The sequence below is a fragment of the Devosia sp. FJ2-5-3 genome, from assembly GCF_029201545.1.
GTDB lineage: Bacteria > Pseudomonadota > Alphaproteobacteria > Rhizobiales > Devosiaceae > Devosia.
Window position 1 is genome coordinate 1,559,234 of record NZ_CP104007.1, and the last position, 13,964, is coordinate 1,573,197.

Annotated in this window: 11 protein-coding genes; all 11 read left to right on the forward strand. The window is 63.4% G+C overall.

Translation table 11 applies throughout. The annotated features are described in order from the left end of the window. Window positions 1-41 precede the first annotated feature (41 nt). The 11 genes from N0P34_RS07470 (at window position 42) to N0P34_RS07520 (ending at window position 13,920) form a co-directional block, all read left to right on the forward strand. Complete coding sequence (locus N0P34_RS07470; protein WP_275606941.1) at window positions 42-965, forward strand: D-alanine--D-alanine ligase; 924 nt, start codon at window positions 42-44, stop codon at window positions 963-965. Beyond that, window positions 953-1,834, forward strand: a complete 882-nt coding sequence (locus tag N0P34_RS07475) for a cell division protein FtsQ/DivIB (protein ID WP_275606388.1) — start codon at window positions 953-955, stop codon at window positions 1,832-1,834. Before N0P34_RS07470 ends, N0P34_RS07475 begins: the two co-directional genes overlap by 13 nt. Continuing rightward, window positions 1,831-3,144: a cell division protein FtsA gene (gene ftsA, locus N0P34_RS07480; RefSeq protein ID WP_275606389.1), complete on the forward strand. Its 1,314-nt coding sequence runs from the start codon at window positions 1,831-1,833 to the stop codon at window positions 3,142-3,144. Before N0P34_RS07475 ends, ftsA begins: the two co-directional genes overlap by 4 nt. 304 nt (window positions 3,145-3,448) lie before the next feature. Continuing rightward, the gene (ftsZ, locus tag N0P34_RS07485) at window positions 3,449-5,134 is read left to right on the forward strand and encodes a cell division protein FtsZ (protein WP_275606390.1); all 1,686 of its coding nucleotides are present in this window, start codon (window positions 3,449-3,451) and stop codon (window positions 5,132-5,134) included. Between the two features lie 112 nt (window positions 5,135-5,246). Continuing rightward, window positions 5,247-6,203, forward strand: a complete 957-nt coding sequence (gene lpxC / locus N0P34_RS07490; RefSeq protein WP_275606391.1) for a UDP-3-O-acyl-N-acetylglucosamine deacetylase — start codon at window positions 5,247-5,249, stop codon at window positions 6,201-6,203. 91 nt (window positions 6,204-6,294) lie between these two features. Continuing rightward, the gene (locus N0P34_RS07495; RefSeq protein WP_275606392.1) at window positions 6,295-7,140 is read left to right on the forward strand and encodes an outer membrane protein assembly factor BamD; all 846 of its coding nucleotides are present in this window, start codon (window positions 6,295-6,297) and stop codon (window positions 7,138-7,140) included. Between the two features lie 124 nt (window positions 7,141-7,264). Then, window positions 7,265-7,939 (forward strand): class I SAM-dependent methyltransferase, encoded by a 675-nt coding sequence (locus N0P34_RS07500; RefSeq protein ID WP_275606393.1) that lies wholly within the window; start codon window positions 7,265-7,267, stop codon window positions 7,937-7,939. 140 nt (window positions 7,940-8,079) lie between these two features. Then, the gene (gene recN, locus N0P34_RS07505; RefSeq protein ID WP_275606394.1) at window positions 8,080-9,750 is read left to right on the forward strand and encodes a DNA repair protein RecN; all 1,671 of its coding nucleotides are present in this window, start codon (window positions 8,080-8,082) and stop codon (window positions 9,748-9,750) included. 156 nt (window positions 9,751-9,906) lie between these two features. Continuing rightward, window positions 9,907-12,117, forward strand: coding sequence for an NAD-dependent DNA ligase LigA (ligA, locus tag N0P34_RS07510; RefSeq protein ID WP_275606395.1), 2,211 nt, complete (start codon window positions 9,907-9,909; stop codon window positions 12,115-12,117). Window positions 12,118-12,136: 19 nt separating this feature from the next. Then, complete coding sequence (locus N0P34_RS07515; protein ID WP_275606396.1) at window positions 12,137-13,417, forward strand: hypothetical protein; 1,281 nt, start codon at window positions 12,137-12,139, stop codon at window positions 13,415-13,417. Between the two features lie 41 nt (window positions 13,418-13,458). After that, the gene (locus N0P34_RS07520; protein WP_275606397.1) at window positions 13,459-13,920 is read left to right on the forward strand and encodes a hypothetical protein; all 462 of its coding nucleotides are present in this window, start codon (window positions 13,459-13,461) and stop codon (window positions 13,918-13,920) included. Window positions 13,921-13,964: the final 44 nt, after the last annotated feature.

Consider the following 13,964-nt stretch of genomic DNA (forward strand, 5'->3'; position numbering starts at 1 on the left):
CGGGTGGGGGTAAGCCTCATACTCGAACGCCACGGAGCCACATTATGAGCAAGCACGTCGCCGTCCTCATGGGTGGGCTGTCCAATGAGCGCCCCGTTTCCCTCAGCACCGGCAAGGGCTGCGCCGAAGCGCTGCGTCGCGCCGGCTATCGCGTCACCGAGCTCGATGTGGGCTATGACGTCGCCGAGCGCCTACGCGAGATCGCGCCCGATGTCGCATTCAACGCGTTGCACGGGCCCTTCGGCGAGGATGGCACCATCCAGGGCGTGCTGGAGTTCCTGCGCATTCCCTATACCCATTCGGGTGTGCTCGCTTCGGCCCTCGCCATGGACAAGCATCAGGCCAAGATCATGCTCAAGGCGGCCGGTATCCCGGTCACCGACCACGTGATCGCCTCGCGTTCGGACGTGGGCCGCGCCCATGTCATGGCGCCGCCCTATGTCGTCAAGCCCATTGCCGATGGCTCGAGCTTCGGCGTCCTCATCGTCAAGGCCGACCAGGCCCATCCGCCCCAGGAGATCCTCGGGGACGACTGGAAGGGCGGCGAAGAGCTGATGGTCGAGCGCTATATTCCGGGCCGGGAATTGACCTGTGCGGTCATGGGCGATGTGGCACTGCCCGTGACCGAGATCGTCACCGATCTTCATTTCTACAATTACGAGGCGAAATACGCCGAGGGTGGATCACGTCACATCCTGCCGGCAGATATTAAACCCAAAATTTACGACAAAGTGCAAAAGCTTAGCCTTGCTGCCCATGCGGCTCTCGGCTGCCGTGGCATTACGCGGACGGACTTCCGCTACAATGACGCGGCGGGTGAAGATGGCGAGCTTGTCTGTCTGGAGATCAATACCCAGCCGGGCATGACGCCGACTTCGCTGGCCCCCGAGCAGGCCGCGCATGTGGGCCATAGTTTCGAAGAGCTGGTCTCCTGGATGGTGGAGGACGCGAGTTGCAACAGGTAAAGAGCGAGGTCTTTCTCGCTGGAGCGCGGCCGATCGACCCGCGCGCACTGCCTGTGCACGTTCGCCGCTCGCGCCTGGCGCGGGTGACCAGCGGGTTGACGCGTCTGCGGGTCCTTCATGGCGGGGCCATGCGCCGCGGGGCCATGATCGGCCTTGCCATCGCTGCCGCCGCCGGAATTTTCCAGATCCGTGAGCCAATCGGCAATCTGCTGGCCGCTGCCGGCGTGGTTGCCCAAGGGGGCTTCGCCGAAGCCGGCCTCGCCATCGGCGAAATTTCCATCAGCGGCCAGACCCTGACCTCCGAACAGGCGATCTTCGACGCGCTCGGCATTCAGCCCGATATGTCGACGCTGGCCTTCGACGTCGAGGCGGCACGGCAGCGCCTTGCCCTGCTTCCGGCCATCGCTACCGCCAATGTTCGCAAGACCTATCCCGGGGACGTCGAGGTCGTGATCACCGAGAAGGTGCCGGTCGCCCGCTGGCGCGTCGATGGTATCACCTTCGTCATCGACGGGCAGGGCGAGCAGATCGGCGAGGATGGCGGCGCCTATGGCGACCTGCCGCTGGTGATCGGCGATGGCGCGGCGGACGACGCGCTGGTGATGATCCGTGCGCTCGATAATTTCCCTGAGTTGCGGAACAATCTGATCGCGCTGTCGCGCATCGCGGACCGTCGCTGGGACATGATCTACGACACCGGGCTGCGTATTCAGCTGCCCGAGCAGGGCGTCGCCCAGGCCCTGCGCAAACTGACCAATTACCAGGCCCAGTACCAATTGCTCGACCGCGATATCACTGTCATCGACCTCCGCGTGGAGAGCGTGGTTGCGGTGCGTCCGGCCGTAAACGAAGACACCAGCAAATCATGATGACCGACGCAATGACATCGCGGCTCCGCCCCGTCCAGCCGGGCAAGACCACCCTGGTGGCGGTGCTGGATATCGGATCGACCAAGATCTGCTGCGTCATTGCGCGTCTGGTTCCGCGCGCCGAGGGCAAGTCCCTGCGGGGGCGCTCGCACCAGGCCGAAGTGATCGGGTTTGGTTACGGTCCGTCCTCCGGGGTCAAGAGCGGCGTCGTCACCGATATCGAGAAGGCCGAGCACGCCATCCGCACCGTGGTGGGCATGGCCGAACGCGCGGCCGGGCTGACGCTCGAAAGCGTCCTCGTCAATGTCACGGCGGGGCGGCTGGGCTCGGAAACCTTCTCTGCCGCCGTCTCGCTGGATGGCCAGGAAGTCGAGAAGTCGGACATTTTCCGCGTGCTCAAGGCCGTCAATTCGCGTTCGGTCCGTCCCGAGCGCTCCATCATTCATGCGCTACCGATCGGCTACGCCCTGGATGGTCAGAAGGGTATTCGCGATCCAAATGGCATGGTCGGCGAAAAGCTCGGCGTCGATGTCGCCGTGATCTCGGCTGAAACCCTCGCCATGCGCAATCTCGAGCTGGTGCTGCACCGCTGTCATCTGCAGATCGAGGCGCTGGTCGCCACGCCCTATGCGTCTGGGCTTGCCAGCCTCGTCGATGACGAAGCCCAGCTCGGCGTTGCCTGCATCGATTTTGGCGGGGCGACCACCACGGTCTCCGTCTTCAATGACGGGCATCTGGTCTATGCCGATGCCATCGCCATTGGCGGTCATCACCTCACCCTCGACATTGCCCGCCAGCTTTCGGTCAGCGTGGCCGATGCCGAGCGTCTCAAGGCGCTTTATGGCTCGGTGCTGCCCGGCCAGGCCGATGAGCGCGACATGATTCCGATCCAGCCTGTCGGCTCGGCCCTCGATGAAGCCCCGGGGCAGGTGGCCCGTTCGGTGCTGACCCGGATCATGCGCCCGCGCATCGAAGAGATTCTCACCGCCATTCGCGACCGCATGCAGGCTACGGGCATGATGGATGTCTGTGGCCGGCGCTTCGTGCTGACGGGCGGGGCGAGCGAGTTGACGGGCCTGCCCGAAGTCGCGCGCCGGACGCTGGCGCGCAATGTGCGCAACGGCCGGCCAATGGGCATTGCGGGCCTGCCCGAGATCGCCAAGAGTGCCGCGTTTTCCACCGTTGCCGGCATGTTGATCTATCCGCAGGTCTGCGCCCAGGAATATGCCGAGCCGCGTGGCACGCGCCGGCTGACCGGGACGGACGGTTATTTCGCCCGTGTCGGAAACTGGTTGCGCTCGAGCTTTTGAGCCATCGGCCATTCGGGCCGGCTTGAATCGAAATTGCCGGGATATCTGGCATGAACTGTCCTGCGCCGCTGGGGGCGGGGCCCTTCCCTTTCTGCGTACGGGTAACCGCTCGATCACGTTTTTACCAAACGGCTTGGCCGGAAAAGCGCCGTTAAGGGCTAAGTCTCGGTTAACACGAGGTGAAACCGTAACCGTCTCGTCTCGCATTCTGCAGAAGAGTTAACGCCTTTGGGACAATTGTTAGGGTCTGGTTAACGAATTGGGGGGTAAATCTTTACCAACCACGCCACCTATGGGGCCATCCATGACCATCAATCTCACTATCCCCGATATCCAGGAACTTAAGCCCCGCATCACCGTGTTCGGTGTTGGCGGTGGTGGCGGTAACGCTGTCAACAACATGATCGAGTCCGGGCTCGATGGCGTGGACTTCGTTGTCGCCAATACGGACGCTCAGGCGCTTGCCCTCTCCAAGGCGCAGCGAATCATTCAGCTTGGCGTTGGCGTCACGGAAGGCCTTGGCGCCGGTTCGCATCCTGAAGTGGGTCGCGCGGCTGCCGAAGAAAGCTGGGACGAAATCAACGATCACCTTTCGGGTTCGCATATGGTGTTCATCACCTGCGGCATGGGTGGTGGTACCGGTACCGGCGCGGCGCCTGTGGTGGCCCGGGCGGCGCGCGAGCAGGGTATCCTGACGGTTGGTGTCGTCACCAAGCCCTTCAACTTCGAAGGCAATCGTCGCACGCGCCTTGCCGATGACGGCATTGATGAACTGCATCGCCATGTCGATACGCTGATCGTCATTCCGAACCAGAACCTCTTCCGCGTTGCCAACGAGAAGACCACCTTCGCCGACGCTTTCGCGATGGCCGACCAGGTGCTGTTCTCCGGCGTCGCCTGCATCACCGATCTGATGGTCAAGGAAGGCCTGATCAACCTCGACTTCGCCGACGTGCGTGCCGTCATGCGCGGCATGGGCAAGGCGATGATGGGTACCGGCGAAGCATCGGGCGAAGATCGTGCCCGCCACGCTGCCGAGGCCGCCATTGCCAACCCGCTGCTCGACGATGTGTCGATGCAGGGTGCACGTGGCCTGCTGATCTCCATCACCGGCGGTCCGGACCTCACCCTTTACGAAGTCGACGAGGCTGCCAGCCGCATCCGCGAAGAAGTGGACGTGGACTGCAACATCATCCTCGGCGCGACCTACGATCCGGATCTTACCGGCACGATCCGCGTCTCCGTCGTTGCCACCGGCACCGATGCCGCAATGGTTCAGGCCATGGAGCCGGCCAAGCCGCATGCTTCGCGCACGCCGCTTTCCGTGCGTCGTCACGTTCCGGTCGAGACCTCCCGTGCCGCCGCTGCGCCCCAGGTCGCCGCGCCGGTCATGGAAATCGAAGATATCGGTCATCAGGTTGAAGCTGCCGTCGCAGAGGCCTTTGCCGTCGAGCGTCCCGCGCAGTCCTATGCCGCCTCCCACCAGGACGACGATGGCATCATCGTCGAGCCCTATGTTCCCGCTGCTGAAGTCATGCAGGAGCCGGAAGAGGAGTCGATGGTCGAAGAGCAGCCGATTCCCAGCGTCTACGTGCCCTCCCACGCGGCCCGTCCCGATGGATATCGCCGCATGCCGCGCACGGAAGAGCTGCCGGTTGTTGCACGCCAGACACAGGAAGCGCAGGATCGTCACGACGGCGAGCCACGCAACGCCCGCGCCCTGTTCAAGCGTCTTGCTTCCAATGTCGGCCTGAACCTGGGTCAGCCCCAGGCCCAGCCCCATGTCGAACCGCGCCGCGAGCCTGCACCGGTGATCTCCGATGACGCAGCTGCGCGCAGTGCCATTGAGGCAGGCGGCGCAAGGGCTTCGCGCGTTCCGCCCGCCACTGAAGGCGCTCGTGGAAATCTCGACAGCCAGGGCCGTGCTCCGGCTGCTGCTCCGCAGAAGGAGCACCTCGAGATTCCGGCCTTCCTGCGCAAGCATGGTTAAGGCTTGAGCAACAGAGTTCTGTAAAACCTTACTCGGTGCGGCTTCCGCACCGAGTTTTTTTTCGCTAACTGTTGCGCCGATCCCGAGGGCCCTGGGGTGGAGTAAGAAGAGTATGATCAAACTATCCACGCGCCAGCGCACTCTTGCCGGCGAAGTGACATTTTCGGGCTATGGGGTTCACACCGGTGCACCGGTGACGCTCAGCATTGGACCCGCTCCTGCCGATAGCGGGTTTCTGATCCGTCGCGACATGGGCGAGGGCCGTATTACCCAGCCTGTGGCCGTGCATTTTTCGCGTGTCAGCCGCACGACCCTTTGCACCACGCTCGACCTTGGCGACAGCGTCAGCGTCGCGACCGTCGAACACGTGGTTTCGGCGCTTTCGGGCATGGGCGTCGACAATGCGCTCATTACCCTTGATGGGCCCGAGTGCCCGATTCTCGACGGCAGCGCCTATCCGTTTTCGAAGGCGATCATCGAGGCCGGCCTCGAGGTACAGCCTCCGCAGCGCAAGTTTCTCAAGGTCATCCGCGCCGTCACCGTGCGCAACAACGATGCCTTTGCCGCTCTCGAACCCTATAATGGTCGCGCCTTCGACCTCGAGATCGATTTTGATTCCCGTGTCATCGGCCGCCAGCGCATGATTTTCGATTGGACGCCACGGCGTTATCTCGAAGATGTGTCCCGGGCGCGCACGTTCGGCTTTGCCCGCGACGCCAAGATCCTCCGCCAGGCCGGCTATGCACTCGGCTCCAGCCTCGACAATTCGATCACCGTGGACGAGGACCGCATCCTCAATCCCGGTGGCCTGCGCTTCGAAGACGAATTCGTCCGCCACAAGCTGCTCGATGCCATTGGCGACCTTTCGCTTGGCGGCCTGCCGATCTGGGGGCGTTTCCGCTCCTACAAGGGTGGGCATGCGCTCAACGCACATGTCTTGGCCGGTCTCTTTTCGAGCGAAGCCAATTATGAGATAGTCAATGCGGAGGATCTTCCGCTGGAAATTGGCGCATATGACGATCTGCCGGAAGAGCTTGGCGTTCGTCCTTATTTGCGGTCAGTGCGCTGATCCGGTGCACACCGGCAGCCGCGCCACAGTTTTGATCCATTTGCTAACTACGCCGCAACCAATTGCGGTTGTTTGAAGAACGGGGCAGTTTGTGAAGCTCGACGTCGTAAGCCAGATTTCCAGCCGTGCAACTCGGCTCGCTGCCGTCGGCCTCATGGCCGCTATTCTTGCCGCCTGTTCGGGCGGGGGCCTGTTCGGTCCCCCCAAGATCAAGGAGGAGCCGGTTATCCCGGCGGCCACGCTCTATCAGGGCGCGCTCGACGACATGGATCGTCAATACTACCAGACCGCCATCAAGAAGCTTGAACAGCTCGAGCGCCAGCATCCGCGCGATCCGATGACGGAAAAGAGCAAGCTGATGCAGGTCTATGCCCATTATCGCATCGGCAAGTTCGACCAGGCCATCCTCGCCGCCGACCGTTTCCTTGCGATCTATCCGAGCAGCAAGGACGTTCCCTACGTGCTCTATCTCAAGGGTACGTCCTATTTCGGCCAGATCAAGGACATCACGCGCGATCAGCAGCTGTCGCGCGACGCGATCGACACCTATAATCTGCTGGTCTCCAACTATCCCAAGTCCGAATATGCTGCGGATGCCAAGGAAAAGCTGCTCGTCGCCTATGACCAGCTTGCCGGCAAGGAAATGTCGGTCGGCCGCTATTATCTGGGCAACGGCCAGTATAGCGCCGCCGTCAACCGCTTCCGCGAAGTGGTCGAGAAGTGGCAGACCTCGACCCATATCGAGGAAGCGCTCTATCGCCTGACCGAGACTTACCTGCTGCTTGGCCTCACCAATGAAGCCATGTCCTCTGCCGCCGTGCTGGGCCACAATTACCCGGCCAGCGACTGGTACAAGCGCGCCTTCGAAATCCTGGGCAAGCAGGGCCTTGCGCCGAACCTCAATTCGGGCAGCTGGCTCGCCGGCTTCCGCCGCTAGGCGCCGCACAAAACGAATATGAAGGGCCCTTCGGGGCCCTTTTCTTTTGGGCGTAGACCTGTTGCCGGCTGGCGATCATGCTTATGTAACGATCCAAGTTCCATGATCGATGCGAGACAGGTGGATGAGCCAAAATTTCTTCGAGGGCGCAGCAGTTCATGACTACGCATCCCGCCCGGCGCGGCAGGTGCCCGGTTTCGCCGATCTCCATCGTATGATTATCCAGCTCCTCTCGGAGCGCGTCCCCGCTGACGCCAGCCTACTGGCTCTTGGGGCAGGGGGTGGGCTGGAGCTGAAGGCCTTCGCCGATGCGCGGCCGGGCTGGACTTTCGAAGGCGTCGACCCCTCAGCAGACATGCTGGCGCTCGCCCGGACCATTGCCGCCGAGCATGTGAAGCGCATCGAACTCCGTCAGGGCTATATCGAAGACGCATCCGATGGTCCGTTCGACGCGGCCGTTTCGATCCTGACCTTTCATTTCATCGCCCGCGAACAGCGGCTCGAGACGCTGCGCCAGCTCCGGCGCCGGCTCAGGCTCGGTGCGCCGCTGGTGCTGGCTCACATCAGCTTCCCCCAGGGTGAGCCGGAGCGCTCGACATGGATCGCCCGGCATGTGGCCTATGCCAATCCGGGAACCGATCCCGCGCAGCTCCAGCAATCGCGCGATGCCATTGCCGCGCGCCTAACCATCCTCTCGCCCGACGAGGAGGAGGCCCAGATGCGCGAGGCGGGATTCGGAGGCGTCAGCCTCTTTTATGCAGGCCTCAGTTTCCGGGGGTGGATTGCGTACGCAGAATGATTTGTGGCCAGTTGCCATTTTGTTCTGTTTCGGTATCATGCCAAACTGTTCGCAAGCTGTGCGAAAGTGAATTGCCGAAGACGCATGGTTACGCGCCAATGCTATGAGGCAAGGCCCGGATAGGTTCTGGAAAGACCCTCATGCTGAACGCGCTTTCGGTCCGCAATATCGTGCTCATCGACCAGCTCGACCTGGCGCTCGATGGCGGCATGACCGTGCTCACCGGTGAAACTGGTGCCGGCAAGTCCATCCTGCTCGACGCCCTGACGCTGGCGCTGGGGGGAAGGGGCGACGCATCCCTCGTGCGCCAGGGGCAGGATAGCGGCCAGGTCGTGGCCGTGTTGCAATTGTCCGCCGATCACCCCGCGCGCGCTGCGCTGCGCGATAATGCCATTCCCGACGATGAAGACGTTATCCTGCGCCGCGTGCAGTTTGCCGATGGCCGCACCCGTGCCTTCATCAACGACCAGCCGGTCTCTGCTTCGCTGCTCCAGCGCATCGGCACTCAGATCGTCGAAATCCACGGCCAGCATGATGATCGGGCGCTTGTCGACGTCGCCACCCATCGCGCTGCGCTCGACGCCTTTGGCGAATTGACCGGGCGGGCCGAAGCCGTTCGCGCTGCCTGGGCGGATCTGGCCGAGATCCAGCAGGCGGTGAAGGAACAGCAGGCCCGGGTGCAGGAGGCACTCGCCGCCGAGGATTACGCCCGTCACACTGTCGAGGAGCTGAGAAAGCTCAAGCCCCAGGCGGGCGAGGAAGACGAGCTCGCCACACGCCGCCAGCAATTGCAGCAGGCCGAAAAAGGCGCGAGCGATCTTGTCGAGATCGATGAAATCCTCAACGGGCCCAGCGCGCCGTCACCGGCGCTGGCTGGCCTGATGCGCCGCATGCTGCGCAAGGCGGATGGCGAGAATTCGCCCTATCAGCCGATCATCGAGGCGCTGGACACCACGCTTGCCGCCCTCGATACCGCCAATGAGGCGCTGGAAGACCTCAAGCGCGAGATGGCCTATGACCCCGGCGAGCTCGAGGCCGTCGAGGAGCGGCTCTTCGCGCTGCGCGCTGCCGCCCGCAAGCATCAGACCACCTGCGACGGCCTTGCGGAAGTGCTGGAAAAATATCAGGGCGATCTCGATACGCTGCAAAGCGGGGAGAGCCGCCTCAGGGCCCTCGAGGCACAGGAAGCGACAGCCCGGGCCCGCTATCGCGAAGTGGCCAGCGCGCTCACCGCTGCCCGCGCGAGCGCCGCAAAAGCGCTCAGCGAGGCTGTCGAGGCCGAACTGCCCGATCTCAAGCTGGGCGCTGCCCGCTTCATCGTCGATCACCAGCACGACAGCGAGCGCGTTGCCGCCACCGGCTTCGACCAGATCGCCTTCCACGTGCAGACCAATCCCGGCACCGCCGCCGGCCCCTTGCTGAAAGTCGCCTCGGGCGGCGAACTCAGCCGGTTCCTGCTCGCCCTCAAGGTGGTGCTGGCCGATCGCGGGTCGGCCCCGGTGCTGATTTTCGACGAAATCGACACCGGTGTGGGCGGTGCGGTTGCCGACGCGATTGGCCGGCGCCTGGCGCGTCTCGCCAAGACCGTGCAGGTGCTCACTGTCACCCATGCGCCGCAGGTCGCGGCGCGGGCCAACCGGCATCTGCTCATCGAAAAGCAGATGGTGGATGAGGGCGCCTTCATGCGCACCCATGTCCGTCCGCTCGACAAGCCTGCACGCCAGGAAGAAGTTGCCCGCATGTTGGCCGGCGCGGAAATCACGTCGGAAGCCCGGGCTGCTGCCAAGAAATTGCTGAGCGCTGTGGGGTAGGAACGCGTCCCCGAGTTCAACCCGTCCACCGTGTCATTCCCGCGAAAGCGGGAACCCCTGTCGGCGATGCAGGATTTGAAATGGAGGTGCCCGCTTTCGCGCGCATGACTCCGCTATAGTATGGCCGCGCAGTGCGATGCCAAGTGAGAGTGATTGATGTCCGATCTGTCCCAAAAACCTGTCGAGGACCTCACCGAAGACGAAGCGCGCGCCGAGCTCGAGGGGCTCGCCAAGTCCATCGCTGCTGCCGACATCGCCTATCACCAGAACGACGCGCCGGAGATCACCGACGCCGAATATGACGCGCTGCGCCAGCGCAACAAGGCCATCGAGGAAGCGTTTCCCGATCTGGTGCGCGCCGATAGCCCCACCGGTGTCGTCGGCGCGGCTCCGGCCGAAGGCTTTGCCAAGGTGCGCCACGCCGTGCCCATGCTCAGCCTCGCCAAGGCCTATACCGATGAGGACGTCGTCGATTTCATCGCCCGTGGCCGCCGCTTTTTCGAGCGCGACAAGGATCTCGACATCGCCTTCACCGCCGAGCCCAAGATCGACGGGCTCTCGGCCTCGCTCCGCTATGAGAATGGCGTGTTCGTGCAGGGCGCCACGCGCGGCGACGGCGCCGTGGGCGAGGACATCACCGCCAATCTGCGCACTATCAAGGATATTCCCCACAAATTGTCCGGCTCGGGCTGGCCCGAGGTGATCGAGATCCGCGGCGAGGTTTACATGACCTATGCCGAGTTCCAGGCTCTCAAGGAACGCTCCGCGGCCGCAGGCGGGCAGGATTACGTCAATCCGCGCAACACCGCGGCCGGTTCGCTCCGCCAGAAGGACCCGACGATCACTGCCAGCCGCAATCTGCGGTTTTTTGCCTATGCCTGGGGCTTTGCCAGCGAGGAGCCGGCGCCCACCCAATATGAGGCCGTGCAGAAATTCGCCGAATGGGGGTTCCAGATTAGCCCGCTGATGGTCCGCGCCACCAATGCCGATGAGCTGATCGCTCATTATCGCACCATCGAGGCGCAGCGCGCCTCGCTCGGCTACGACATTGACGGCGTCGTCTACAAGGTCGACCAGCTCGAGCTGCAGCGGCGCTGGGGTTTCGTCACCGGCGAGCCCCGCTGGGCCATCGCCCACAAATTCCCCGCCGAGCGCGCCACGACGGTGGTGCGCGGCATCGATATCCAGGTGGGCCGCACCGGCACGCTCGCGCCCGTCGCCCGGCTCGATCCGGTCAGCGTCGGCGGCGTCACCGTGGTCAATGTCACCCTCCATAACGAGGACTACATCGCCGGCAAGGACAGCAATGGCCTGCCCATTCGCGAGGGCAAGGACATCCGCATCGGCGACAGCGTCGTCATCCAGCGGGCCGGCGACGTCATTCCGCAGATCGTCGATGTGCTGGTCGAAAAGCGCCCGGCCGATGCCGTGCCTTACGAAATGCCCCATTCCTGTCCGGTCTGCGGTTCGCCCGCCACCCGCGAGATCAACGAGAAGACCGGCAAGGAAGATTCCCGCCGCCGCTGCACCGGCGAACTCATCTGCCCCGCCCAGGCAGTGGAAAGTCTCAAGCATTTCGCTTCGCGTGGCGCCCTCGATATCGAGGGGCTGGGCGCGGAAAACATCGAGCTGTTCTTTTCCACCGGCCTCGTCAAGACCGCGGCGGACATCTTCACTCTCAAGGATCGGCGTGCCGACGTGCAGCGGGTCATGGCCGAAAAGCGCGAGGAGCAGGCCCGCGCCCGCGAGCTGGCCTCGGGCAAGACGCGCAAGAATGTCCGCAGCGTCGAGGATCGCAATTATCAGGGGCTCGACAAGCTCTTTGCCGCCATCGACGCCCGCCGCGAGCCCGAGCTCGACCGCTTCATTTTCGCGCTCGGCATCCACCATATCGGCGAGACGACCGCCGCCGTCCTCGCCCGCACCTTCGGCACCATGGAAGAGCTGATGCGGGTCGGCAAGGAAACCGCAGCCGCCGAGGATCCGACCACGGTCTTCCCCTCCGTGGACGGCATTGGCGGCACGGTCATTGATGCTCTGGTCGATTTCTTCGGCAATGAGCGCAATGACGAGGTGCTCGACGCGCTCCTCGCCGAGGTCCACCCAAAGCCCTATGTGGTCACGATTTCCGCCGATAGCGTCGTGGCCGGCAAGACCATCGTCTTCACCGGCTCGCTCGAAAAAATGACACGATCCGAAGCCAAGGCTATGGCCGAAAGGCTGGGGGCCAAGGTTGCCGGATCGGTTTCGGCAAAGACCGATATCCTCGTGGCCGGCCCCGGTGCGGGGTCGAAGCTGAAGACCGCGCAGGAACACGGCGTCGAAGTCATCAGCGAAGACGAATGGTTTGAACGCATCGGTCGCTAGGCCGGCGAGGGGAGGATTTATGGGCAGAGTTATCGGCTGGGCACTGGCTGCGGCCATGCTGCCAGGTGTGGCTGTCGCGGGGGAAGCAGGCGACGCTCTGGTGCAGCACCTCTATGCCGGCACGTCCGCCGAAGGGTTTTCCGGGGCGGCGACCGCCTGCGAGGCCGGCGACAGCGAAGCCTGCTTTGCCGAGGCCATGTATTCCCTCGTGCTCGCCTATGAGGGCCTTGCCGAAGACCTCTATCGCTATGGCGCCGCCACGCCGTCCGTGCCCGCCGCTGCCATGCTGCTGGGCCTCGGCATGGGTGGGGACATCTCTCAGCCGTCCAATCCCGACCCCGAACCGCTCAGCTACGACCAGCTGCGCCAGATGCTCGAGGATTTCCTTGCCGATCTCGACCAGACCCGCGCTGCCTTCCTGCGCGCCAGCGAGAGCGGCGATTATGTCATCCGCATCGATCCACTGAAGGTTCGCATCGATTTCGATGGCGACGGCGTGGCGGGCCCCGGCGAAACCCTGGACGCCTTGCTCAATTCGGCCGGAGAGTTCGTCGAGATCCCGACGCCCGATCCTGCTCCCGGGGGCAAGACCAAGACCAAGTCACCGCAGCCCGGCAGCACGGTCGGCTTTGATCGCGCCGATGCATTCTGGTTTGCCGGCTACACCCAGATCGCCGGGGCGCCGCTCGATTTCATCCTCGCCCACGACATCTCCGGCTTTTACGACGCCTATCTTCACCGCGCCTTTCCCAAGGCCGGGCTGCCGATGCAGGATTATTCGCGCGGCGGCACGCTGATGCTCGATGCGGAAAGCGATTCCGCCATCGCCGATATCGTCGCTGCCATTCACAAAATGTCTTTCCCCGTGGTGGATCGCGAGCGGCTGAGTGGCGTGCGCGAGCGATTGCTCGAAATCACCAGCCTGTCGCGCCGCAATTGGGATGCGATCCTGGCCGAAACCGACGATGAGCGTGAACTCGTGCCCTCGCCACGCCAGACCTCGATCATCCCCGAGCACGCCGTCACCGATGAGGTGGTCGAGGCGTGGCTCGCGACCCTTGACACGCTCGACACGATCCTCGAGGGCGAGTTGCTCCTGCCGCACTGGCGCTTTCGCCAGGGTTTTGACCTCAAGGCGTTTTTCGAAACAGCGGAGGAAACCGATCTCGTCATGCTGTTCGCCGGCCACGCAGCGTTGCCATTCCTGGCCGATGGCCCGGTGGCCGATGCCGACAGTTTTGCCCAGGGCAATCGCGTCTTTGGCGATTCCTGGCCCAATTTCGTGTTGTGGTTCAACTGAGCCGGTTCATAATCCGCCCACACGCCTTGAGGAGCCGCATCATGCGTCGCGTCGCACTCGCCTTCGGATTTCTGCTCGGGATCGCCTCTGCCGTTTCCGCCCAGCCCTATGCCAGCCCCGAGGCGCTCCTCGAGGCTTTCTATGAGCCTTATTTTTCCGGCGATTTCGCCGAGGACGAATCCATCTTCCGGTCCGCTGCCCTGCAGGGCCTCTATGAGCAGGACGAGGCCAATACGCCGGACGGCGAAATGGGCGCGCTGGGCTTTGATCCCTATGTGAACGGGCAGGATTTCGACATCGACAATTTCGAGATTGTCGAGAGCGATATCTCCGGCGATGTCGCCACGGCAGAGGTTCACTTCACCAATTTCGGCGAGCCGACCGAGCTGATCTATGACCTTGTCTTCGAAGACAATGGTTGGCGCATCGATGATGTCACCTCGATATCGCCCGGTCGCGAATACCGTCTGAGCGAGATTTTCGAAGAAGCCAGCGGCGGCTGAGGTTTTTTCGCCCGGCCTGCCGCGATCAGACGCGCCAAGCCAGC